Raw genomic sequence first — 20,470 nt, 5'->3', positions numbered from 1 at the left:
GTCGTTTGAGGCAGCTCAAAGGTGCCCGCGTTAGATGTACATCAAAGCCGAGCTTGCCTGATGCATATATTTTTCTTATTGGCATTTATGGATGGGCCCACGCGATGTTCAACTTCGAACGCTCCGGTCTGAGTCAGAAACTGACCATCATGTCCGTGCTGTCCACCGGCAGCGCGCTGCTGCTGGTGTTCGTCGCGTTCGCCGCCACGTCCGTGCTCAGCCATAGCGAGGACGCGCGCCAGCAGCTGTCCTCGCTGGCCGCGGTGGTCGGCAACAACAGCAGGACCGCGCTGCTGTACGCCGACCGCCAGCAGGCCGGCCGGACGCTGGCGACGCTGGCGATGGAGGACGACATCCTGCAGGCGGCCCTGTACGACAGCGAGGGCAAGCTGCTGGCGCGCTACCTGTCGCCGCGCCTGCCGCCCGGCCAGGCCGGCCCGGAGGCGCTGTCGGCGCCGGCCGGCGCCGCCGACCTGTACGCCGAGCGCAGCGGCCCGCCCTGGGCGCCGGCCATGCGCGTCTACCGCGTGCTGCGCGAGGGCGACGAGGCCAGCGGCGTGGTGATGGTCGAGGGCGCGCTCACCCGCATGTGGCTGGACCTCCTGAAAAACCTCGGCGCCGCCGCCGTGGCGGCCGCGCTGTCCTTCATGATGGCGCTGCTGACGGCGGCCCGCTTCAAGGGCAGCGTCGCCGAGCCGGTCGCCCAGCTGATCGCGGCGGCGCAGCAGGTCAGCCGCGGCCAGGCGACGCCGCGCATCGCCCATCAGCGCAACGACGAGCTGGGCGCGCTGATCGACAGCTTCAACGACATGCTGGCGCAGGTGGAGGGCCGCGACGCCGCCCTGGCCCAATACCGCGACCAGCTGGAACGGCAGGTCAGCGTGCGCACCGAGCAGCTGGAGAAGGCCAAGAACGCCGCCGAGACCGCCAGCCAGGCCAAGAGCGCCTTCCTGGCCACCATGAGCCACGAGATCCGCACCCCCATGAACGGCGTGCTCGGCATGACGGAGCTGCTGCTGGCCACGCGCCTGAGCGAACAGCAGCGCCACTACACCGACATGGTCAAGCGCTCCGGCGAGCATCTGCTGGTGATCATCAACGACATCCTCGACTTTTCCAAGATCGAGGCCGGCAAGCTGACGGTGGAGTACATCCACTTCAACTTCCGCGACCTGCTGGACGACATCGACAACGTCTTCACGCCGCAGGCGCAGGCCAAGGGCTTGCGCCTGCGGCTGGACATCGCGCCCAACATCCCGCTCGGCGTGTGCGGCGACCCCAACCGGCTGCGGCAGGTGATGTTCAACCTGCTCGGCAACGCCATCAAGTTCACCGACGCCGGCCAGATCACGGTCAGGGTCAGCGTGGCGCGCGAGGACGCGCAGGCGGTCGGCCTGCGCTTCGAGGTGCACGACACCGGCATCGGCGTCTCGGCCGAGGCGCGCGCGCGCATCTTCGACTCGTTCTCGCAGGCGGACGGCTCCACCACGCGCAAGCATGGCGGCACCGGCCTGGGCCTGGCGATCTCGAAACAACTGGTGGAGCTGATGGGCGGCGCGATTGGCGTCGACCATGCGCTAACTCAAGGATCGGTGTTTTGGTTTGCCGTAAATTTTGATAAGCGCCGCATAGACAGCGACGATCCATCCACCGCAACCCAGGGAATCCGCGCTTTGATTGTCGATGAAAATCCCGCCAGCCGCGCCGCGCTGGAGCGGCAACTGGCGGCCTGGCGCATCAGCTGCGCCGGCGCCACCGCCAACGACGCCCTGCCGCGCTTGCGGCAGGCGGCCGCCAGCGGCCACGCCTACCACGTGCTGCTGCTCGACATGGAGCAGCCGCGCACCAGCGGCCTGGCGCTGGCGGCGGCCATCCACAGCGAGCCGGCGCTGGCCGCCACGCGCCTGCTGTTGCTGAGCACCGAGCGCAACGCCGCCGACAGCGTGCAGCAGCGCCAGGCCGGCGTCGCCTTCCAGCTCATCAAGCCGCCCCGCGAGTGCGACCTGTACGACGCCATCACCACGCCCGCGCGCGGACACGAGGCCCGCGCGCCGGCCGCAGCGCCGCCAGGCGCGCCGCCGCCCTCGCCCGCCGCCGTGGCGCCGGCCGCGCCGCCGGTCACCACCCTCAGCAGCGGCAGCCGGCCGCGCAAGCGCCGCAAGGTGCTGCTGGCGGAAGACAACCCGGTCAACGTGGAAGTGGCCAGCGCCATGCTGGAGGGCCTGGGGCTGGACGTCAGCCGCGCCTGCAACGGCGAGGAGGCGCTGCACTCGGTGCAGGCCGACGATTTCGACGTCATCCTGATGGACTGCCAGATGCCGGTGATGGACGGCTTTGCCGCCACCAGCGAGATCCGCCGCCACGAGCAGCAGCGCGGCCGCGCGCGCAGCATGCCCATCATCGCCATCACCGCCAACGCGCTGCAGGGCGACCGCGAATCGTGCCTGGCGGCCGGCATGGACGACTACCTGAGCAAGCCCTTCACCCAGCAGGCGCTGGGGCAAACCCTGGCGCGCTGGATCACGCTGCCGCGCGCGGCCCCGGCGGCGGCCGAGGCGCCGCCGGCCGCGGACGACGCCATCAACCGGCAGGCGCTGGAAAACATCCGCGCGCTGAGCCCGGCCAACGGCGGCGTCCTGCTGGAGCGCGTGCTGCAAGCCTTCCTGCGCGACACGCCGCGGCTGCTGCAAGCCATTCAGCAAGCCATCAGCGCCGGCGACGCCGGCCAGCTGCGCAAGGCCGCGCACAGCCTCAAGTCGAGCAGCGCCAATGTCGGCGCCGACGCGCTGGCGCGGCACAGCAAGGAACTCGAACAACTCGGACGCAACAACACCACCGCCGGCGCCGCAGCACTGCTGGCTGACATGGAACACTCTTTCCAGGCCGCGCGGCAGGCGTTGGGAGCCCTCCTGGAAAAGGAAACCTGATCATGGCAACTTCCCCCAAGCGCGGCCTGGTGCTGGTCGCGGACGACGATCCCACCATGCGCCTGCTGATGCTGGAAATGCTGGCGCAAGTCGGCCTCGACGCCATCGAGGCCGAGGACGGCCTGAAGGCGCTGGCCTGCTTCCAGAGCGTCACCCCGGACCTGGTGCTGCTGGACGTCGACATGCCCGGCATGGACGGCTTCAGCGTGTGCCGCGAGATCCGCCAGCGGGAGGCGCAGGCCGCCGTGCCCATCATCATGGTCACCGGCGGCGACGAGCTGGAGTCGGTCACCCGCGCCTACGAGGCCGGCGCCACCGACTTCGTCTCCAAGCCGATCAACTGGCCCATCCTCGGCCACCGCGTGCTGTACGTGCTGCGCGCCAGCGACGCCATCAGCCGCCTGCGCATCGCCGACGCCCAGCACCGCGCGGTGCTGGCCGCCATCCCCGACACCTTCTTCCGCATGAACAAGGACGGCTACTACCTCGACTATGAACAGGGCCACGAGGCCAGCAGCGTGTTCTCCACCGACCTGTGCGTGGGCCGGCACCTGAGCCAGGTGCTGCCGCCCGAGATCGCCGGCCACATGATGGAGCAGGTGTGCGCCGTGCTCGACACCCAGCACATCCGCTCGCTCGACTACCAGTTGCCGCTGCCCGGCCCGGCGCCGCGCGCGCGCCAGGGCGAGCATCCGGCGCCGCTGCCGGTGCGCCACTTCGAGGCGCGGCTGGTGGCCACCGGGCCGGACGAGGTGCTGGGCCTGGTGCGCGACATCAGCGAGCGCAAGCGCAGCGAGGAACAGATCCGCCGCCTGGCCTACTGCGACTCGCTGACCGGCATCCCCAACCGCCAGGCCTTCCTGGAAACGCTGGAGGCCGAGCTGGCGCGCTCGCGCAAGGCCAACAAGAAGTTCGCGGTGCTGTTCATGGACCTGGACGCCTTCAAGCGCATCAACGACACGCTCGGCCATGACGTCGGCGACCACCTGCTGCGCGCCGTCTCCGAGCGCCTGCGCGAAACCACGCGGCCGGGCGACCTGGTCTCGCGCAACGAGGCCGCCACCAACCTGGCGCGGCTGGGCGGCGACGAATTCACCATCCTGATTCCCGACCTCGAGCGGGTGGAGAACGCGCTCAACGTGGCGCACCGCGTGAAGGAAGCCATGCGCCGCCCCTTCCTGCTGGACGCGCACGAAATCTTCGTCACCGCCAGCATCGGCATCTCGCTGTATCCGGAGGACGGCGAGGACTGCAACTCGCTGCTCAAGTACGCCGACACCGCCATGTACCACGCCAAGAACTGCGGCAAGAACAACGCCAAGCTGTACAGCTCCTCGCTGACCATGCAGATCATGAGCCACGTCAAGCTGGAGGTGGGCCTGCGCAAGGCCCTGCAGAACGACGAGCTCTACCTGCTGTACCAGCCGCAGATCGACGTCGCCAGTTCGCGCATCGTCGGCTTCGAGGCGCTGGTGCGCTGGCGCCATCCCGAGCGCGGCGTGATCTCGCCCACCGAGTTCATCCCGCTGGCCGAGGAGACCGGCCTGATCGTGCCCATCGGCGAATGGGTGTTGCGCGCCGCCTGCCAGCAGGCGATGGCGTGGCAGTTGCCGGGCAAGCCACCGGTGCGGGTGGCGGTCAACCTGTCGGCCAAGCAGTTCAAGGACGACAACCTGACCCAGAGCGTGATCTCGGCCCTACACGACACCGGCCTGCCGCCCGAGCTGCTGGAACTGGAACTGACCGAAGGCACGCTGATGGACGACGCGCGCGCCACCATGTCCACGCTGGAGCAGCTGCGCGCCATCGGCGTGTACCTGTCGATCGACGACTTCGGCACCGGCTACTCATCGATGAATTATTTAAAGCGCTTCGACGTGCGCGCGCTCAAGATCGACAAAAGCTTCATCAGCGGCCTGCCGCTCGATTCCGAAAACGCCGCCATCACGCGCGCCATCATCGCCATGGCGCATGGCCTGAAGATGGCGGTGGTGGCCGAAGGCGTGGAGACGGACGCCCAACTGGTCCTGCTGGAACAATACGGCTGCGACATGGTGCAAGGCTACTACCTGGGCCATCCCTCCCCGCCCGACTCCATCCACCGCATGCTGACCAGCCAATGCACGCTCGCCATGACATGATCAACATCACCAAGCGCGGCTGGAACCACATCATCAAATACCATACCACCACGCAATCGCCAACGCATGCAAACAAGAGTAAATTCAATGCAGGCGAGGACCATAGGAGACACTGATGGCACTAGACTTTGCTGTTCTGACGGAAGATGAAACCTCCGCAGATATTGTTCCGCTGGAATGGGATCAACACGAGGCGCTTATCGATCTAGCCGAGCGGTTTAAGCTCACGCAATTGCTGCGCTTTGAAGATTACTTTGAAGAAGTGGACTTAACGCCAGCCCAATTGCCAGAACTCTCAGAAGAATTAGATGTCGTAAAAAAATATACTGTACTGCCGGACATTGCGAAATTCGTGCACGACCTTAAACTCCTGATCGCGGTCGCAATCAAACGCAATAAAAAATTATCCGCAGTGCCAGATTAACCGAAGGTCGCAACCATCTCGCCCTCGGCACTGGTGATCAAGGTTTTCTGGATGTGCCATTCGACTTCATCCAGCCCGGTGACCGTATAACGTCCTTGACCATCATCGAAGACATTGCCAGTCTTGAAGACATAACGCGCCAGTTTTGTAGGAAGTTCAATGGCCAGGTCGGCGGCTCGCTTGCATCGGGGGCACAAGCCAGACGGAATGTGAGTTCAAAACCATAGCCAGTGACGCCCGGGTCCTCCGTCTCCTTGGCATACAGCTCGGACAACCCGAAGGTGACGAAGTGCCAATGCGGTCGCACCTCCTCGCTGCGGTAAACACTGATGCCGTCAAGCGGATCTGAACCGCCAAGCCGGTAACTGATAACCGCCCCAAAGTGCCTTGGTTCCTGACCGGGATAGAGCGACTCCAGCACGCCAGAGATAGCATCCCAGCCTGGGCGCAGATCAGTTCTCGCCGCTCATAACACCCCATTCTGCTTCATCGCGGCGATGGCGTCGGCGCTGTAGCCGAGTGATTGCAGCACCTCGTCGTTGTGCTGGCCCAGCGTCGGGCCCAGCCATTTAGTGTGGCCCGGCGTGGCGGACAGTTTGGGCGAGATGGCCGGCAGCTTGACCGGCGTGCCGTCCGCGAACTGGTGCTGCTCGAACATCTCGCGCGCCAGGAATTGCGGGTCGGTCATCATGTCGCGCACGGAGTAGATCTTGCCGGCCGGGACGTCGGCCGCTTTCAGCACCTCCAGCGCGCTGTCGATCGTCTGCGTGTCGCACCAGGCCTGGATGGCGTCGTCGATCATCTGCGTGTGCTTGACGCGGCCGTCATTGCGCTCCAGTTCCGGATTGCCGGCCAGGTCGATGCGGCCCATGGCCAGCACCAGCCGCTTGAAGATGGCGTCGCCATTGCCGGCGATGACGATGTTCTCGCCATCCTTGGTGGTATAGGTATTTGACGGCACGATGCCCGGCAGCGAGCCGCCGGTGCGCTCGCGCACCACGCCGGCGTGGTCGAACTCGGGCACCAGCGATTCCATCAGGTTGAACACGGATTCGTACAGGGCCACGTCCACCATCTGGCCTTCGCCCTTGAGCTTGCCGCCGGTGGCGTCGCGGTGACGCAGCGCCATCATGGCGCCGATCACGCCGTGCAGCGCCGCCACCGAATCGCCGATCGACACGCCCACCCGCACCGGCGGCCGGTCGGCATGGCCGGAGACATAACGCAGGCCGCCCATCGATTCGCCGATGGCGCCAAAGCCCGGCAGATCCTTCATCGGCCCGGTCTGGCCGAAGCCGGACAGGCGCACCATGATGGTCGACGGATCGACCGCCTTCAATTGCTCGTAGCCGAGCTCCCACTTCTCCAGCACGCCGGGACGGTAGTTCTCGATGATGATGTCGGCCTCCAGCGCCAGCTTGCGCGCGATCTCGCGGCCTTGCGCGTGCTTCATGTTGAGCGTGAGGGACTTCTTGTTGCGCGACTGCACCGACCACCACAGCGAGGTGCCGTCCTTCAGCACGCGCCACTTGCGGATCGGATCGCCGCCGTCGGGCGACTCGATCTTGATCACCTCCGCGCCGAATTCCGCCAGCATGCGCGCACAAAAAGGGCCCGCGATCAGCGTGCCCAGTTCCAGTACCTTGATGCCCTTCAACGGGCCGGAGGTGTTCTTGGTAGTCATGTCGTCCTTCGATCCAGCATGGCGCGGGCGATGGTGCCGGCGTCCACGTATTCCAGCTCGCCGCCGACCGGCACGCCGCGCGCCAGACGGCTCACGCGCAGGCCGCGCGCCTTCAGCATCTCGGAGATGTAGTGCGCGGTGGCTTCGCCTTCGTTGGTGAAATTGGTGGCCAGCACCACCTCGGTGACCAGGCCGTCGGCGGCGCGCGCCACCAGTTTTTCGAGGTGGATGTCTTTCGGGCCGATGCCGTCCAGCGGCGACAGCCGGCCCATCAGCACGAAGTACAGGCCCTTGTAGGTCAGGGTCTGCTCGATCATCAGCTGATCGGCGGGCGTCTCGACCACGCACAGCAGGCGGCGGTCGCGCGACTCGTCGTTGCAGGTGTCGCAGACGTCTTCTTCGGTGAAGGTATTGCAGAGCGCGCAGTGGTGCACGGCATTGACCGCCTGGTGCAATGCGCGCGACAGCATGTCCGCGCCTTCGCGGTCATGCTGCAGCAGGTGGAACGCCATGCGCTGCGCCGACTTCGGCCCCACGCCGGGCAGGCGGCGCAGGGCTTCGGTCAGGAATTCCAGCGACTTGGACATGGTTCCTTAGAAAGGCATCTTGAAGCCGGCCGGCAGGTTCATGCCGGCGGTCAGGCTGCCCATTTTCTCGGCGGCGGTGGCTTCGGCCTTGCGCACGGCGTCGTTGAAGGCGGCGGCCACCAGGTCTTCCAGCATGTCCTTGTCGTCGGCCAGCAGCGACGGGTCGATCGACACGCGCTTGACGTCGTTCTTGCAGGTCATCACGACCTTGACCAGGCCGGCGCCCGATTGGCCTTCGACCTCGATCAGGGCCAGCGATTCCTGGGCCTTTTTCATATTGTCCTGCATCGCCTGGGCTTGTTTCATCAGGCCGGCCAGTTGATTCTTCATCATGGTGGAGTTCTCCGTGTTGCGGTAAGTTGTTTAAGGAAGCGATCAGGCAGCCGCTGCCGCGCTGCTTTGCGGCGGCACGATGGAGCCGGGCACGACCCAGGCGTCCAGTTCGCGGATCATGCTGTTCACAAAAGGATCGTTGGCGACGGTTTCCTCGGCGGCGCGCTGGCAGGCCTCGCGGTAGGCTTGCGCCTCGGCGCTGGCGGTGTACCAGACGGCGCCCAGCTCGGTATCCACGCGCACGGTGCGGCCGAAGCGCTCGGTCAGGGCGGTGGTGAGTTTTTCCACGTTGCCGGGCGTGCGCCAGGTTTCGATCGGCACGCGCAGGGTGAACACGGCGGCGTTGCCTTCGAAGTAGCAGCGCACCATTTCAGCCTGCATCGCCAGTTGTTGGGCGGTGCCGCGCAGCGGCAGCGCGGCCGCCACGGCCGGCCAGTTGCCGTCCCAGTTCAGTTCCGGGACCGGCGTGATGACGTATTCATATGGCGCCTTGGCGGGCGCCGGCGCCGCGCGTGCCGGCATGGCGATGGCGTGCGGATCGTCCGGCTGGCCGTGCGCTTGAGGCGCGGACTGCGCGGCCGGCGCGTAGGGATGCGCCGCGCCTTGGGCCGGCATGGCCGAGTCGTCGGAGAATTCGGTGACCCATGGCGGCAGGTCGTCCTCGTCGGCCGCGGGTGGCTTGGCCTTGGCTTGCGGTGCCGGTGCGACGTACTGCGGCGCGGCCGCGGGCGGCGCGACGCGGGCGGGGGCTTCCATAACGGCGGCGCCACCGTCGGCGGCTGGCGGCATGTCTTCCCACGGTGCCGGACGCGATGGCGCCGCCGCTATCTGCGCGCTGGGCGCGGCGGGGGGCGTGTACGAGGCGGCAGGCGCTTGTGACGCAGCCGGTGGCGTGTAGCTCGCGGCGGACGCTTGCGGCGCGGCGGCTTGCGGTGCCGCAGCCGTGTAGCCTCCTTGCGGCGCGGCGGCGGGCGCAGGTGCGGCTGGCGCGGCGGCCACGCCCCGCGATGCCGATGGCGACACGGCCGGCGCGGCGCTGGAAGCGGATGGACGCGCGCCTCCTGGACGGGATGCCGCGCGTGCCGCTTCAAGCGCGGCGTTGATGGCCGCGCGCGCGGTGCTGATCGGCGCGGCCGGCGCGGCGGCGGCCGGTGCGGCGCTCTGCGGCGCGCTTGGTGCGGCGGCGCTTGGCTGCGGTGCGCTTGGCGCTGCTGCGGCAGGTTGCGCCGCAGGCGGTAAGCCCGGCGTGGCGGCCGGCTGGGCGCCAGTGGCAACCGCAGGCGATACGCTCGCTGCGGCGGCCGGCGCGCTTGGTGCAACCGCCGCCGATATGTTTGGTGCGGCCGCCTGCGGCGCGCCTGAGACTACCGGCGGGGATGCTTCGCGCGCCATGGCGGCGGCGCCGGCGACCACCGACGGCGGCACCACGCTGGCATGGCTCGCCTGCAAGTTGGCGGCGGCGCGCGCCGGCGTCGCACCGGCCGCGGCGCGGGCCGAAGCCATCGCCGCCTGGCGCGATACCGCCGGTGCTGCCGCTGGTTGACCTTCCGCTCCGCCTACGCCGGGGCGAAAGGCCAGCATCCGCAGCAAGGTCATCGAGAAACCGGCATATTCATCCGGCGCCAGACCCAGCTCATTGCGGCCATGCACAGCGATCTGGTAATACAGCTGCACCTCTTCCGCATCAAACAAACCGGCCAGGCGCACGATATCGGCGTACTCCGGCAAATCTTCCGGCAAGGCGGCCGGCACGGTCTGCGCCAGCGCGATCCGGTGCAGCAAGGTCCCCAGATCCTGCAAGGCGCCGTTATACGACAGGCTGCGCGTGGCCATCTCGTCGGCCACGGCCAGCAGATCGGCGCCATCCTGCGCCGCCAGCGCGTCGAGCAAGCGGATCAGGTAGGACTGGTCGAGCGCGCCCAGCATGCCCTGCACCGCATCCAGCGTCACCGCGCCGGCGGCGTAGGCGATCGCCTGGTCGGTGAGCGACAAGGCGTCGCGCATCGAACCATGCGCACCGGTCGCCAGCAGGCGCAAGGCCGGCTGCTCGAAGGTGATGCCCTCCTGCCCCAGGATATTCTCCAGGTGGCCGATGATGTGGCCCGGCGGCATCTGCTTCAGATTGAACTGCAGGCAGCGCGACAGCACCGTCACCGGAATCTTCTGCGGATCGGTGGTGGCCAGAATGAACTTGACGTGTTCCGGCGGCTCCTCCAGCGTCTTCAGCATGGCGTTGAAGGCGTGGTTGGTCAGCATGTGCACCTCGTCGATCATATAGACCTTGAAGCGCGCATTGGTCGGGGCGTACACCGCCTGCTCCAGCAACTGCGCCATCTCGTCGACGCCTCGATTGGAGGCCGCGTCCATCTCGATGTAATCGACAAAGCGGCCGGCGTCGATCGCCGCGCACACCTCGCACACGCCGCACGGCGTGGCCGTGATGCCGCCCGTGCCATCCGGCCCCACACAGTTGAGCGACTTGGCCAGAATCCGCGACAAAGTGGTTTTGCCCACGCCGCGCGTGCCGGTGAACAAATAGGCGTGGTGCAGCCGTCCGCTATGCAAAGCATGCGTCAGTGCGCGAACCACGTGCTCCTGGCCGACGAGCGTTTCGAAGTTTCGAGGGCGGTATTTACGGGCGAGGACTTGATAGGACATGCTGGGATTTTACCGTATCGCGGGTGCCAAAGCGGCAATTGTAACAAGTCGCGACTGGATTAGGTAAGTCTGCCATTCCGCACTACAATTTGTTTTTCTTTTAACATGCCAAAAATGAAAAAACTTGCCCTGCTTCCCTTGCTGTTGCTGTCACTCGCCGCCCACGCCGATGAACGTGAATGGCATCCGTATAAAAAACTGGTGGAAGACCTGCGCCTCGACAAGTTCTACGCCCTGCCCGCCATCGAGCGCGACAAGATCAACCTCTATCTGACGGTCAAGCCGACCAACAAGAACATCAAGCCGTCCGAGGTGGTGCTGACCGTGGTCCAGGGCGGCGAGCGCCATCCGCTGCCGGCGCTGTCGCCCGAGTACCGCCTGGCGCTGGTGCCCAATCCGAAATGGATGACCGACGACACCAAGATCCTGACCAGCCTGCCGAAAGAGGAAAAGTCCGCCGCTGGCTGGGACGCCACCGTGCCGCTGCCGGATGGCCTGCAATGGAACTACAACGCGGTGATGGGCAGTGTCGGCCAGATGAACCAGGCCATCAAGAAAATGGCCGGCGCGCTGAGCATGTTCGCCCCCAGCACCAAGACGGTGACGTTCAAGTTCAACCACCGCGCCCAGCTGAAAGTGGGCGGCACGGTTTACAACACCGACGCCCAGAACCGCGTCAAGCTCAAGCCGGACAACGCGCTGCTGAAGGAGAATCCGCTGATGATCGCTTCGGAACGGCCCTACGAGGCGGAACTCGACAGCGAATAAAAAAGCTCCCCGAGGGGAGCTTTTTAGAATAAGGAGGCGAGCCTGATCTGCGGCACTTATGGTGAACGGCTGTGGCTGCTTCGTTCCCGACCTGACCAGGTTGACCATGCCACAATGCGCAGGGGCCCGCCAGACATCATTATACCTTACAGCCCGAGTTCCTGCCAAATCTGGTCCACCCGTGTCTTCACCTCGGGCGACATGGTGATCACCGTGCCCCACTCGCGCGTGGTCTCGCCCGGCCACTTGTTGGTGGCGTCGATGCCCATCTTGCTGCCCAGGCCGCTGACCGGCGAGGCGAAGTCCAGATAATCGATCGGCGTGTTGTCGACCAGCGTGGTGTCGCGGGTCGGATCGACGCGCGTGGTGATGGCCCAGATCACCTCGTTCCAGTCGCGGATATTCACATCCTCGTCGACCACCACGATGAACTTGGTGTACATGAACTGGCGCAGGAAGCTCCACACGCCGAACATCACACGCTTGGCGTGGCCGGCGTACTGCTTCTTGATCTGCACCACCGCCATGCGGTAGCTGCAACCTTCGGACGGCAGGTGGAAATCGGTGATCTCGCTGAACTGCTTCTGCAGCAGCGGCACGAACACCTCGTTCAGCGCCAGGCCCAGCACGGCCGGCTCGTCGGGCGGCTTGCCGGTGTAGGTCGAGTGATAAATCGGATCGCGGCGCATGGTGATGCGGTCGATGGTGAACACCGGGAACCAGTCCTGCTCATTGTAATAACCGGTGTGATCGCCGTACGGGCCTTCCAGCGCATGCTCGTAGCCGGACGGGTGGTTCTCGTCCGGATAGATATGCCCTTCCAGCACAATCTCGGCCGAGGCCGGCACGCGCAGCTCGCTGCCGATGGCCTTGACCAGCTCGGTGCGGCTGCCGCGCAGCAGGCCGGCGAACTGGTATTCGGACAGCGCATCAGGCACCGGCGTCACCGCACCTAATATAGTAGCGGGGTCGGCGCCCAAAGCGACGCAGACGGGATAAGGCTTCCCTTTGCTCTGGATGGCGTGCTCGCGGAAGTCCAGCGCGCCGCCGCGATGCGCCAGCCAGCGCATGATGACCTTGTTCGGACCCAGCACCTGCTGGCGATAAATGCCGAGGTTCTGGCGCTTCTTATTAGGGCCCTTGGTAATCACCAGCCCCCAGGTGATCAAAGGCGCCACGTCGCCCGGCCAGCAGTGCTGGATCGGCAATTTCGACAAATCGACATCGGCGCCCTCCCACACGATCTCCTGGCATGGGGCGCCGCGCAACTCCTTCGGCGCCATGTCCCACACCGCCTTCACCAGCGAGCCCAGGCCCATCAGGTCCTTGAAGTCCTTGGGCGGCTCCGGCTCCTTCAAGCGCGACAGCACATGGCCGATCTTGCGCAGCTCGCTGACACTGTCGGCGCCCATGCCGAGCGCCACGCGGCGCTGTGTGCCGAACAGATTGCCCAGCACCGGCATGCTGTGCCCGGCCGGATTTTGGAACAGCAGGGCCGGCCCGCCGGCGCGCAGCGTGCGGTCGCAGACCTCGGTCATCTCTAAATGCGGCGAAACGGGGGTTAAAATGGGCTTAAGTTCGCCCATCCGTTGCAGTTGAGAAATAAAATCTCGCAGATCGGAATATTTCATCGGTTTTTTAATATTTTCTTACATTAAAGCGCACTGTTTAAAAATACAGGTCAAGTGATTGATTTTATTGGTTTTCCGCCGGATGCAAGGCAAAATTCTAGATTTAAAAGTTATAAAGACGGTTCGCGTTAGTATTGACTTGATATAAAACGGCTTCTACAATCCACCCTACTTGATGAGTACCACCCTTTAGCGGTGACTCATACATTCACGGAGTCGGGGCTCCACATGACATTTTAAGGAGTGTTTTCACAAGGCGTCTGCCTTACCCCCCGGTAGTAGTTGTATTGCATCTGGTTGACTCCTGCGGGAGAGATCAGCAACAAGCAAGCAATGATGGCGTTTGATCGCGCGCTTCCGCAGCGGCGACGAACGAAATATTTCTGATGCACGGCATTAGCACCTGTTTAGCTGCGTATGACGCTGGCGGGGGATCGCTTTTACGGACATTTCAGGGGAACTCTATGATTAATCGCATCACCGGTGCAACGACGTTTGCCCGCACCATGGCTCGCCAGCCAGCCGCGTGGTTCTCCACGTCAGGCATTTCGGCAAAGGGTGTGTTGACCACCGCCCAGCACACCTTGACCATCGTCGGTGTCACCGCTTTAGTAGTAATGGCAGTATTGTTTGTCCGTCCTGACCTGGCCAAGGCCCTCAGCGACAGCCTGAACCGCACGCAACAAGTCGAAGCCGTGGCCGTCACCGCGCCACCGCTGGACGCCCTGATGGAGGCGCCAGCCGCCGCCGCCCCCACCGCGGCCAGCGAACCGCTGACGGCCGAGGAAAAAGCCCTGCTGGGCACTGAGAAGCAGCAGAAATGGGTTACCACCTGGCTGTCCAAGCGTTACCGCGTGGCCGGCGACGCCGCCAACATGCTGGTCTCCACCGCCTACCTGACGGCCCGCGAGATCAAGCTCGACCCGCTGCTGATCCTGGCGGTGATGTCGATCGAATCCGGCCTCAATCCATTCGCGGAAAGCCCGATGGGCGCGCAGGGCCTGATGCAGGTGATGTCGAAGGTGCACCACGAGAAGTTCCAGGACATGGGCGGTCTGCAGGCCGCGCTGAACCCGGTGGCCAACATCCGTGTCGGCTCGCTGATCCTGAAGGATTACGTGACCCGTGGCGGTTCGGTCGAGGCCGGCCTGAAGAGCTACGTCGGCGCCGCCGCGTTTGAAACCGACGATGGCTATGGTTCGCGCGTGCTGGCCGAGTACAACCGCCTGAAGCAAGTCTCGGCTGGCAAGAAAGTGCCAACCACTACGCCAACGCAAATCGCCGCCGCGCCGGCCAAGCAGGCGACGCCGCCGGTCGCGGCCGCTGAGAAATCGGTCAGCGGCACACAGATCGCTGGTCTGTAAATTCAAAAGCCACCTCGCGGTGGCTTTTTTCATCATGGGCAGGAGCGCACGCTCACGCGGCCGGAATCCTTGAACGGATCGCGCCCGCCACTGAAACTGTTCGATTCCTTGTAATAGCAAACCACCGCGCCTCCTGGCAAACGCCATTTGGTCACGCGGCTGCCGTCCGGCGCCGTGAACTCCCCTATCGCTCCGCTTCCGCCACCCTTGTAGGCTTTGCCGATGGCCGCCGCCAGCGCGGTCTCGTCGTTGACGTACTTGCGGTCGCGCTGGGTCCAGGCCTCCTTGCGCGCCTGCTGGTCGGCCGCCAGCGCCCCCTTGAGAGCGCGCTGCCTGAGGTCCTCCTGCGGCTTGACCGGCACGGCGAACGGGTCCGCCGGCACAGCCGCTTCGGGCGCCGCCTCCACCACCGGCTCGGGCGCGGCCGGCGCGGTGATCGCCTGTGGTTCGGCGCGCGCCGGCGCCGCCGTGACGGCTTGAGCGCTCCGGGCACGGCGCGCGGCGGGCGGCGCGGCGGCCGTCGGCGGCTGCGGCCGGGAACGCTGCTCAGGCGGCTTGAACGGGGTGAGGATGTAGGTAAGCGGCGCATGGGTCGCGACGGGGGCCACATGCGGCCTCTGCGGCGTTTGCCAGGCCATGAAGGCCAGCAGATGCGCGCCGGCGATCAGCGCCAGCCAGCCGCGCCGGCGCCAGCTTGGTGTCCGTGATTCGATGATGCCGCTCCAGAATTGGCCAAAAGGCAATTCTGGCCAGCCGCGCCCCGGCCGGTCAACGCCCAAATAAAAAAAGCCACCGCACGCTACCGTGGGTGGCCTGTGGCGATACCGGACGCGCTTAGCGCTTCTTGTCCGCCGCGACCTCTTCCGGACGCAGCTGGGCCGCCAGCTTGTCCAGCACGCCGTTGACGTACTTGTGGCCGTCGATGCCGCCGAACGACTTGGTCAGCTCCACCGCCTCGTTGATGACCACGCGGTAAGGGATTTCCAGATTGTTCTTCAGCTCGTAGGTGCCGATCAGCAGCACCGCGTGCTCGATCGGCGACAGCTCGGCGATGCCACGGTCGACCAGCGGCGCGAACATCGCGCGCAGCTCCACCGAGGAGGCGATGGCGCCGTTCAGCAGCACGGTGAAGTGCTCGGCATCGGCCTTGTCGAAGCCGTGCGCGCCGCGAATGTGGTTGACCACCGTGGAGGCGGATTCGTTATTCAGCAGCCACTGGTACAACCCTTGCAGCGCGAACTCGCGCGCGCGGTGACGCGGCGTGCGGTTCTTGCTGGGGTTGGCGTGCAAAGTCTTCTCAGTCATTGTGGTTCTACCTTTATTCTTTGATTACTCGTCGTCGCCCTGATCCTGGCTCAGCTCTTCCAGGGCGATGGTCAGGTTGGCCATTTCCACGGCCACGCGGGCGGCGTCGGCGCCCTTGACGGCCATGCGCACCTCGGCTTGCTCGTCGGTCTCGGTGGTCAGGATGGCGTTGGCGATAGGAATACCATAATCGAGGCCGATACGGGTGATGCCGGCGCCCGATTCGTTCGACACCAGCTCGAAGTGGTAGGTTTCGCCGCGGATCACCGCGCCCAGCGCGATCAGCGCGTCGAACTGCTGCGACTCGGCCATCTTCTGCAGCACCAGCGGCACTTCCAGCGCGCCCGGCACGGTCACGTGCAGGATGTCCTCGTCGGCCACGCCCAGGCGCTTGAGCTCGGCCAGGCAGGCCGACAGCAGGCCGTGGCAGATGTCTTCGTTGAAACGCGCTTGCACCACGCCGATGCGCAGGTCTTCGCCGTTCAGGTTGGTTTCGTAGCTTCCTACGGTCATGATGGCCTCTTGTATGTTGGTTGAATTAGTTGGGTTTGGCGACGTAACCGGTCACTTCCAGGTTGAAGCCGGTCATCGACGGCATCTTGCGCGGGCTGGCCAGCAGCTGCATCTTGCAGACGCCGACCTCGCGCAGGATCTGCGCGCCGATGCCGTAGCTGCGCAGGTCCATGCTGGCCGCGCGGCCTTTCGGTTTGGTGTCTTCCGGCTTGCACAGCGCCTCGAACTGGTTGAAGAACTGCTCGGCGGTCTCCTCGCAGTTCAGCAGCACGATCACGCCGCTGTCGGCGGCCTTGATCGCCGCCATCGACGACGACAGGTTCCACGAGTGGGTGGTCGCTTCCGATTCCAGGATGTCGAGGATGGACACCGGCTGGTGCACGCGCACCAGGGTTTCCTTGCCCTTGACGATCTCGCCGTGCACCAGCGCCAGGTGGGCCGAGCCGCTTGGCTTGTCGCGGTAGGCGATCATGCGGAAGTCGCCATGGGCGGTCTTCAGCGTGCGCTCGCCGGCTTTTTCCACCAGCGACTCGTTGCGGCTGCGATAGTGGATCAGGTCGGCGATGGTGCCGATCTTCAGGTTGTGCTCCCTGGCGAATTCCAGCAGGTCCGGCAGGCGCGCCATGGTGCCGTCGTCCTTCATGATCTCGCAGATCACCGAGGCCGGGGTCAGGCCGGCCATGGCGGTCAGGTCGCAGCCGGCTTCGGTATGGCCCGCGCGCATCAGCACGCCGCCCTTTTGCGCCTTCAGCGGGAAGATGTGGCCGGGCTGGACGATGTCCGACGGCTGCGCGTCCTTGGCCACCGCCACCTGGATGGTCTTGGCGCGGTCGGCCGCCGAGATGCCGGTGGTCACGCCCTCGGCCGCCTCGATCGAGACCGTGAAGTTGGTGCCGAAGGCGGTGCCGTTCTTGGACGACATCATCGACAGCTCGAGCTGGTTGCAGCGTTCCTCGGTCAGCGTCAGGCACACCAGGCCACGCGCGTACTTGACCATGAAATTGATGGCTTCCGGCGTGACGAAGTCCGCCGCGAGCACCAGGTCACCTTCGTTTTCCCGGTCTTCTTCATCGACCAGGATCACCATGCGGCCAGCGCGCAATTCGGCGACGATTTCTTCGGTGCTGGAAATTGACATTTTTAATCCTTCAGGCTGAGCGAGAGTATTTCAATAACCCGCTATTTTAAAGGATTTAAGCCTTCCCTACCGTAAAACCCGCTTTTTCGCCCCGCCGCATGGCATTCCTGCCAACATTGACCTAACCGCCCACCGAGGCGTTGACGCGCGGCTCCGTGCCCATTTCGATGCCGGCGTCATAACGCTGCTGATTCGCGTGCAGCGCATCCAGGTTGGCGCGCGCCCATTTGGCGAGTTCGCGCACCGGCGCGGCCAAGGAATGGCCCAGCGGCGTCAGCGCATAATCGACTTGCGGCGGCGAGGTGGCGCGCACCGAGCGCTCAACCAGCCCGTCGCGCTCCAGCATCTTGAGCGTGCGCGTCAGCATCTGCTGCGATATGCCGTGGACCTGACGCCGCAGGTCATTGAAGCGGTGGGGCTGGGCGCGCAACGCGACGATGACCTGCATGCTCCACTTGTCGCCAACCCGGTTGAACACTTCGCTGACCTGACGGCACTGAAGCGTGGCCGGCGGTACGGTCACATCCATATGACTTAGCCTCAAAAAAATGCGTTTTTGCCGAAGTCCATATGGTCGCATACTGCGTTCCGGCCAACAATTCGGATCGACACCAAATGACCTCCATGATTCTCTACTATGCGCCCGGCGCCTGCAGTCAGGCCTCACACATCGCCCTCATCGAAGCAGGCATCCCCCACCGGCTGGTTAAGGTGGGGCGCGACAGGCTCACCCCGGACGGCGGCGACTTCACGCTGATCAACACCAAGGGCTATACGCCGGCGCTCGATCTAGGCGACGGCACGATACTGACGGAAAACCTGGCCATCCTGCTCTACATCGCTGAACGCTCGCGCAAACTGCTGGCCGTCGACGGCCTGGAACGCTGGCAGGCGCTCGAAGCGACGGTATTCATGACCACCGAAATCCACCGCCACTTCATTCCTTTCTTCCGCGGCGGGACCGGGCAGGAAAAGGAGAAGGCGGAACAGGCGCTGTCGATGCGCTTCGGCACAATCAGCGACCAGCTGGGCGACAAGGATTTTTTGGTGGGCGAGCAAATAACGATCGCCGACTGCTATCTGTTCGTCATGGTGTCGTGGGCAGACATGATGGGTGTCACGCTGCCGGCGCGCCTAGGCGCATACCTGGCGCGCATGAAGCGGTTGCCTTCCGTCGCCCAAGCGCTCGGCGCGGAAGGGCTCACCCACCAATGAAATTGGTTTTTACTTCACCGCAGTCAGGCCCGTCACCGACACCATGCGCTCGACATAGCGGGCGATCAGATCGATTTCGAGGTTGACCTTGGCGCCCACGGTCAGATGCTTGAGGGTGGTGACGGCAATGGTGTGCGGGATCAGGTTGATCGAGAACTGGCACACCAGATCGGCGCCGGTGCCGATATCGGTCACGCGGTTGACGGTCAGCGATACGCCATTGACCACGATAGAGCCTTTATAAGCCAGGAACTTGGCCAGATCGTGCGGGGCCTCCACCACCAGCTCCCACGATTCGCCCACCGGCTCGAACTTGCGCACCACGCCCAGGCCGTCGACGTGGCCGGACACCAGGTGGCCGCCCAGGCGCTCGTTCAGCGTCAGCGCCTTTTCCAGGTTCACCTCGGTCAGCGTGTCGAGGCCGACCGTCTTGTTCAGGCTTTCGCGCGAGACGTCGACGCGGAAGTTGGTGGCGTCCTTCTCCACCACCGTCATGCAGGCGCCGTTGATGGCGATCGAGTCGCCCAGGGCGACGTCGGCCAGCGGCAGGCCGCCGGCGTTGATGTCCAGGCGCACGCCCGCGAAGGAGCCGCCTTCCAGCGGCTTGACCGATTCAATTTTGCCGACAGCGGCGACGATACCAGTGAACATAATGCTTCCTAATGCCTAATGAGTGAATCGTGCAAGGATACGCAAATCTTGGCCGATCTGCTTAACCTCGTGAAATTTCAGGTTCTGCCTGCGGGATAGGTCGGTCAGCGCCGGCAGGGCGAACATGCCCTGCGCATCACCGATCAACGTGGGCGCCAAGTACACCAGCAGCTCGTCCACGCACGCTTCGCGGATCAGCGAACCATTCAGCTTGCCGCCGGCCTCCACGTGCAACTCGTTGATCTGGCGGCGCCCCAGCTCGCGCATCAGCTCCGGCAGATCGACCTTGCCGGCGGCGTTGGGCAGCATGATGACCTCGTGGCCGGCGGCGGCCAGCGCCGCCTCCTTCTCCGGATGGCCCACCGCGGCGGCGATCCAGGTCCCGCCCCCCTCCAATATCTTGGCGGACAGGTCAATATCAAGCTTGCTGTCGACCACGATGCGGCGCGGCTGGCGCGGCGTATCGACCGCGCGCACGTTCAGCTGCGGATCATCGGCCTTGACGGTGCCGATGCCGGTCAGGATGGCGCAGGCGCGCGCGCGCCAGTGATGGCCATCGGCGCGCGCCTCCGGCCCGGTGATCCACTGGCTGACGCCGTTGTGCAGGGCCGTCATGCCGTCCAGGCTGGCGGCGGTTTTCATGCGCACCCACGGCAGCCCGCGCGTCATGCGCGAGAAGAAACCGATATTCAATTCGTAAGCCTGATCGGCCAGCAGGCCGACGCTGGTGTCGATGCCATGGGCGGCCAGCTTGGCCATGCCCTGCCCGGCCACCAGCGGATTGGGATCCTCCATCGCCGCCACCACGCGGCCGAGGCCGGCGCGCACCAGCGCGTCCGAGCACGGCGGCGTGCGGCCGTGGTGGTTGCACGGTTCCAGCGTGACATAGGCGGTGGCGCCGCGCACGTCGTGGCCGCGCGCCTGCGCATCCTTGAGCGCCTGGATTTCGGCATGGTCGCTGCCGGCCTTCTGCGTGACGCCGGCGCCGATCACCACGCCGTCGCGCACGATCACGCAGCCGATATGCGGATTGGGCGCGGTGGTGTACAAGCCTTTGGCCGCCCAGTCCAGCGCCAGTGCCATGCCTTCCAGATCATTGCTGATGTTCACGTTGTTCCTGCCGAGTCTGAT

General features: G+C 65.1%; 19 protein-coding genes and 1 other RNA gene. 6 read left to right on the top strand and 14 right to left on the bottom strand.

What is annotated here, in order from left to right; all coding sequences use genetic code 11:
- Positions 1-104 precede the first annotated feature (104 nt).
- The 3 genes from FHW83_RS23975 (at position 105) to FHW83_RS23965 (ending at position 5,492) form a co-directional block, all read left to right on the top strand.
- Entirely contained in the window at positions 105-2,927 is a 2,823-nt protein-coding gene (locus FHW83_RS23975; protein WP_176648874.1) for a response regulator, read from the top strand.
- A gap of 2 nt (positions 2,928-2,929) precedes the next feature.
- Positions 2,930-5,068, top strand: coding sequence for a bifunctional diguanylate cyclase/phosphodiesterase (locus FHW83_RS23970; protein WP_176648873.1), 2,139 nt, complete (start codon positions 2,930-2,932; stop codon positions 5,066-5,068).
- Between the two features lie 115 nt (positions 5,069-5,183).
- Positions 5,184-5,492: a hypothetical protein gene (locus tag FHW83_RS23965; RefSeq protein WP_176648872.1), complete on the top strand. Its 309-nt coding sequence runs from the start codon at positions 5,184-5,186 to the stop codon at positions 5,490-5,492.
- A gap of 37 nt (positions 5,493-5,529) precedes the next feature.
- Here FHW83_RS23965 and FHW83_RS23960 read toward each other — a convergent pair whose 3' ends face one another.
- Genes FHW83_RS23960 through dnaX form a run of 5 tightly spaced genes read right to left on the bottom strand, consistent with a single transcriptional unit; the run spans position 5,530 to position 10,754 of the window.
- The gene (locus tag FHW83_RS23960) at positions 5,530-5,913 is read right to left on the bottom strand and encodes a suppressor of fused domain protein (RefSeq protein ID WP_373997259.1); all 384 of its coding nucleotides are present in this window, start codon (positions 5,911-5,913) and stop codon (positions 5,530-5,532) included.
- Between the two features lie 45 nt (positions 5,914-5,958).
- Entirely contained in the window at positions 5,959-7,176 is a 1,218-nt protein-coding gene (locus FHW83_RS23955; protein ID WP_176648871.1) for a CaiB/BaiF CoA-transferase family protein, read from the bottom strand.
- Complete coding sequence (gene recR, locus FHW83_RS23950) at positions 7,173-7,763, bottom strand: recombination mediator RecR (RefSeq protein ID WP_155468080.1); 591 nt, start codon at positions 7,761-7,763, stop codon at positions 7,173-7,175. Before recR ends, FHW83_RS23955 begins: the two co-directional genes overlap by 4 nt.
- A gap of 6 nt (positions 7,764-7,769) precedes the next feature.
- Positions 7,770-8,096 carry a YbaB/EbfC family nucleoid-associated protein gene (locus FHW83_RS23945; RefSeq protein WP_176648870.1) on the bottom strand — a complete coding sequence of 109 codons (327 nt, stop codon included), beginning with the start codon at positions 8,094-8,096 and terminating at the stop codon, positions 7,770-7,772.
- A gap of 42 nt (positions 8,097-8,138) precedes the next feature.
- Positions 8,139-10,754, bottom strand: coding sequence for a DNA polymerase III subunit gamma/tau (gene dnaX / locus FHW83_RS23940; RefSeq protein ID WP_176648869.1), 2,616 nt, complete (start codon positions 10,752-10,754; stop codon positions 8,139-8,141).
- A 114-nt stretch (positions 10,755-10,868) separates the two neighbouring features.
- On the opposite strand from dnaX, the gene FHW83_RS23935 reads away from it, so the two are divergent.
- Entirely contained in the window at positions 10,869-11,522 is a 654-nt protein-coding gene (locus FHW83_RS23935) for a hypothetical protein (protein WP_176648868.1), read from the top strand.
- Between the two features lie 32 nt (positions 11,523-11,554).
- Here FHW83_RS23935 and ffs read toward each other — a convergent pair.
- Positions 11,555-11,653, bottom strand: an RNA gene (ffs, locus tag FHW83_RS23930) — signal recognition particle sRNA small type.
- A gap of 15 nt (positions 11,654-11,668) precedes the next feature.
- Positions 11,669-13,153, bottom strand: a complete 1,485-nt coding sequence (gene ubiD / locus FHW83_RS23925) for a 4-hydroxy-3-polyprenylbenzoate decarboxylase (RefSeq protein WP_176648867.1) — start codon at positions 13,151-13,153, stop codon at positions 11,669-11,671.
- Between the two features lie 464 nt (positions 13,154-13,617).
- Here ubiD and FHW83_RS23920 point away from each other — a divergent pair, with 464 nt between their 5' ends.
- Positions 13,618-14,517 carry a lytic transglycosylase domain-containing protein gene (locus tag FHW83_RS23920; RefSeq protein WP_176648866.1) on the top strand — a complete coding sequence of 300 codons (900 nt, stop codon included), beginning with the start codon at positions 13,618-13,620 and terminating at the stop codon, positions 14,515-14,517.
- Positions 14,518-14,549: 32 nt separating this feature from the next.
- On the opposite strand, the gene FHW83_RS23915 is transcribed toward FHW83_RS23920, so the two are convergent.
- The 5 genes from FHW83_RS23915 to FHW83_RS23895 all read right to left on the bottom strand — a co-directional run bounded on the left by FHW83_RS23915 (position 14,550) and on the right by FHW83_RS23895 (position 18,002).
- Positions 14,550-15,260, bottom strand: a complete 711-nt coding sequence (locus FHW83_RS23915; RefSeq protein ID WP_176648865.1) for a hypothetical protein — start codon at positions 15,258-15,260, stop codon at positions 14,550-14,552.
- Positions 15,261-15,351: 91 nt separating this feature from the next.
- Positions 15,352-15,822, bottom strand: a complete 471-nt coding sequence (gene nusB / locus FHW83_RS23910) for a transcription antitermination factor NusB (protein WP_176648864.1) — start codon at positions 15,820-15,822, stop codon at positions 15,352-15,354.
- Between the two features lie 24 nt (positions 15,823-15,846).
- Complete coding sequence (ribH, locus tag FHW83_RS23905) at positions 15,847-16,335, bottom strand: 6,7-dimethyl-8-ribityllumazine synthase (RefSeq protein ID WP_176648863.1); 489 nt, start codon at positions 16,333-16,335, stop codon at positions 15,847-15,849.
- 25 nt (positions 16,336-16,360) lie between these two features.
- Positions 16,361-17,473: a bifunctional 3,4-dihydroxy-2-butanone-4-phosphate synthase/GTP cyclohydrolase II gene (ribBA, locus tag FHW83_RS23900; RefSeq protein WP_176648862.1), complete on the bottom strand. Its 1,113-nt coding sequence runs from the start codon at positions 17,471-17,473 to the stop codon at positions 16,361-16,363.
- Between the two features lie 121 nt (positions 17,474-17,594).
- Entirely contained in the window at positions 17,595-18,002 is a 408-nt protein-coding gene (locus FHW83_RS23895; protein ID WP_176648861.1) for a helix-turn-helix domain-containing protein, read from the bottom strand.
- 86 nt (positions 18,003-18,088) lie between these two features.
- On the opposite strand from FHW83_RS23895, the gene FHW83_RS23890 reads away from it, so the two are divergent.
- Complete coding sequence (locus tag FHW83_RS23890) at positions 18,089-18,688, top strand: glutathione S-transferase C-terminal domain-containing protein (RefSeq protein WP_229224333.1); 600 nt, start codon at positions 18,089-18,091, stop codon at positions 18,686-18,688.
- Positions 18,689-18,697: 9 nt separating this feature from the next.
- Here FHW83_RS23890 and FHW83_RS23885 read toward each other — a convergent pair whose 3' ends face one another.
- Together FHW83_RS23885 and ribD are read right to left on the bottom strand one after the other, a co-directional pair.
- Positions 18,698-19,339, bottom strand: a complete 642-nt coding sequence (locus FHW83_RS23885) for a riboflavin synthase (RefSeq protein ID WP_176648860.1) — start codon at positions 19,337-19,339, stop codon at positions 18,698-18,700.
- A gap of 15 nt (positions 19,340-19,354) precedes the next feature.
- Positions 19,355-20,449, bottom strand: a complete 1,095-nt coding sequence (gene ribD / locus FHW83_RS23880; RefSeq protein WP_373997258.1) for a bifunctional diaminohydroxyphosphoribosylaminopyrimidine deaminase/5-amino-6-(5-phosphoribosylamino)uracil reductase RibD — start codon at positions 20,447-20,449, stop codon at positions 19,355-19,357.
- Between the last annotated feature and the right edge of the window lie 21 nt (positions 20,450-20,470).

Source organism: Duganella sp. SG902 (assembly GCF_013376005.1).
Classification (GTDB): Bacteria; Pseudomonadota; Gammaproteobacteria; order Burkholderiales; family Burkholderiaceae_D; genus Rugamonas.
The sequence above is the reverse complement of the archived record's forward strand: the minus strand, read 5'-3'. Positions and strand labels throughout refer to the sequence as shown.

Excerpts from the sequence above, each read along its gene's own strand:
- FHW83_RS23935 (WP_176648868.1), top strand. The coding sequence starts at position 10,869 with ATGAAAAAACTTGCCCTGCTTCCCTTGCTGTTGCTGTCACTCGCCGCC.
- nusB (WP_176648864.1), bottom strand. The coding sequence starts at position 15,822 with ATGACTGAGAAGACTTTGCACGCCAACCCCAGCAAGAACCGCACGCCG.
- FHW83_RS23895 (WP_176648861.1), bottom strand. The coding sequence starts at position 18,002 with ATGGATGTGACCGTACCGCCGGCCACGCTTCAGTGCCGTCAGGTCAGC.
- recR (WP_155468080.1), bottom strand. The coding sequence starts at position 7,763 with ATGTCCAAGTCGCTGGAATTCCTGACCGAAGCCCTGCGCCGCCTGCCC.
- dnaX (WP_176648869.1), bottom strand. The coding sequence starts at position 10,754 with ATGTCCTATCAAGTCCTCGCCCGTAAATACCGCCCTCGAAACTTCGAA.
- FHW83_RS23965 (WP_176648872.1), top strand. The coding sequence starts at position 5,184 with ATGGCACTAGACTTTGCTGTTCTGACGGAAGATGAAACCTCCGCAGAT.
- FHW83_RS23945 (WP_176648870.1), bottom strand. The coding sequence starts at position 8,096 with ATGATGAAGAATCAACTGGCCGGCCTGATGAAACAAGCCCAGGCGATG.
- FHW83_RS23920 (WP_176648866.1), top strand. The coding sequence starts at position 13,618 with ATGATTAATCGCATCACCGGTGCAACGACGTTTGCCCGCACCATGGCT.
- ribH (WP_176648863.1), bottom strand. The coding sequence starts at position 16,335 with ATGACCGTAGGAAGCTACGAAACCAACCTGAACGGCGAAGACCTGCGC.
- FHW83_RS23890 (WP_229224333.1), top strand. The coding sequence starts at position 18,089 with ATGACCTCCATGATTCTCTACTATGCGCCCGGCGCCTGCAGTCAGGCC.
- ubiD (WP_176648867.1), bottom strand. The coding sequence starts at position 13,153 with ATGAAATATTCCGATCTGCGAGATTTTATTTCTCAACTGCAACGGATG.
- FHW83_RS23975 (WP_176648874.1), top strand. The coding sequence starts at position 105 with ATGTTCAACTTCGAACGCTCCGGTCTGAGTCAGAAACTGACCATCATG.
- FHW83_RS23955 (WP_176648871.1), bottom strand. The coding sequence starts at position 7,176 with ATGACTACCAAGAACACCTCCGGCCCGTTGAAGGGCATCAAGGTACTG.
- ribBA (WP_176648862.1), bottom strand. The coding sequence starts at position 17,473 with ATGTCAATTTCCAGCACCGAAGAAATCGTCGCCGAATTGCGCGCTGGC.
- FHW83_RS23970 (WP_176648873.1), top strand. The coding sequence starts at position 2,930 with ATGGCAACTTCCCCCAAGCGCGGCCTGGTGCTGGTCGCGGACGACGAT.
- FHW83_RS23885 (WP_176648860.1), bottom strand. The coding sequence starts at position 19,339 with ATGTTCACTGGTATCGTCGCCGCTGTCGGCAAAATTGAATCGGTCAAG.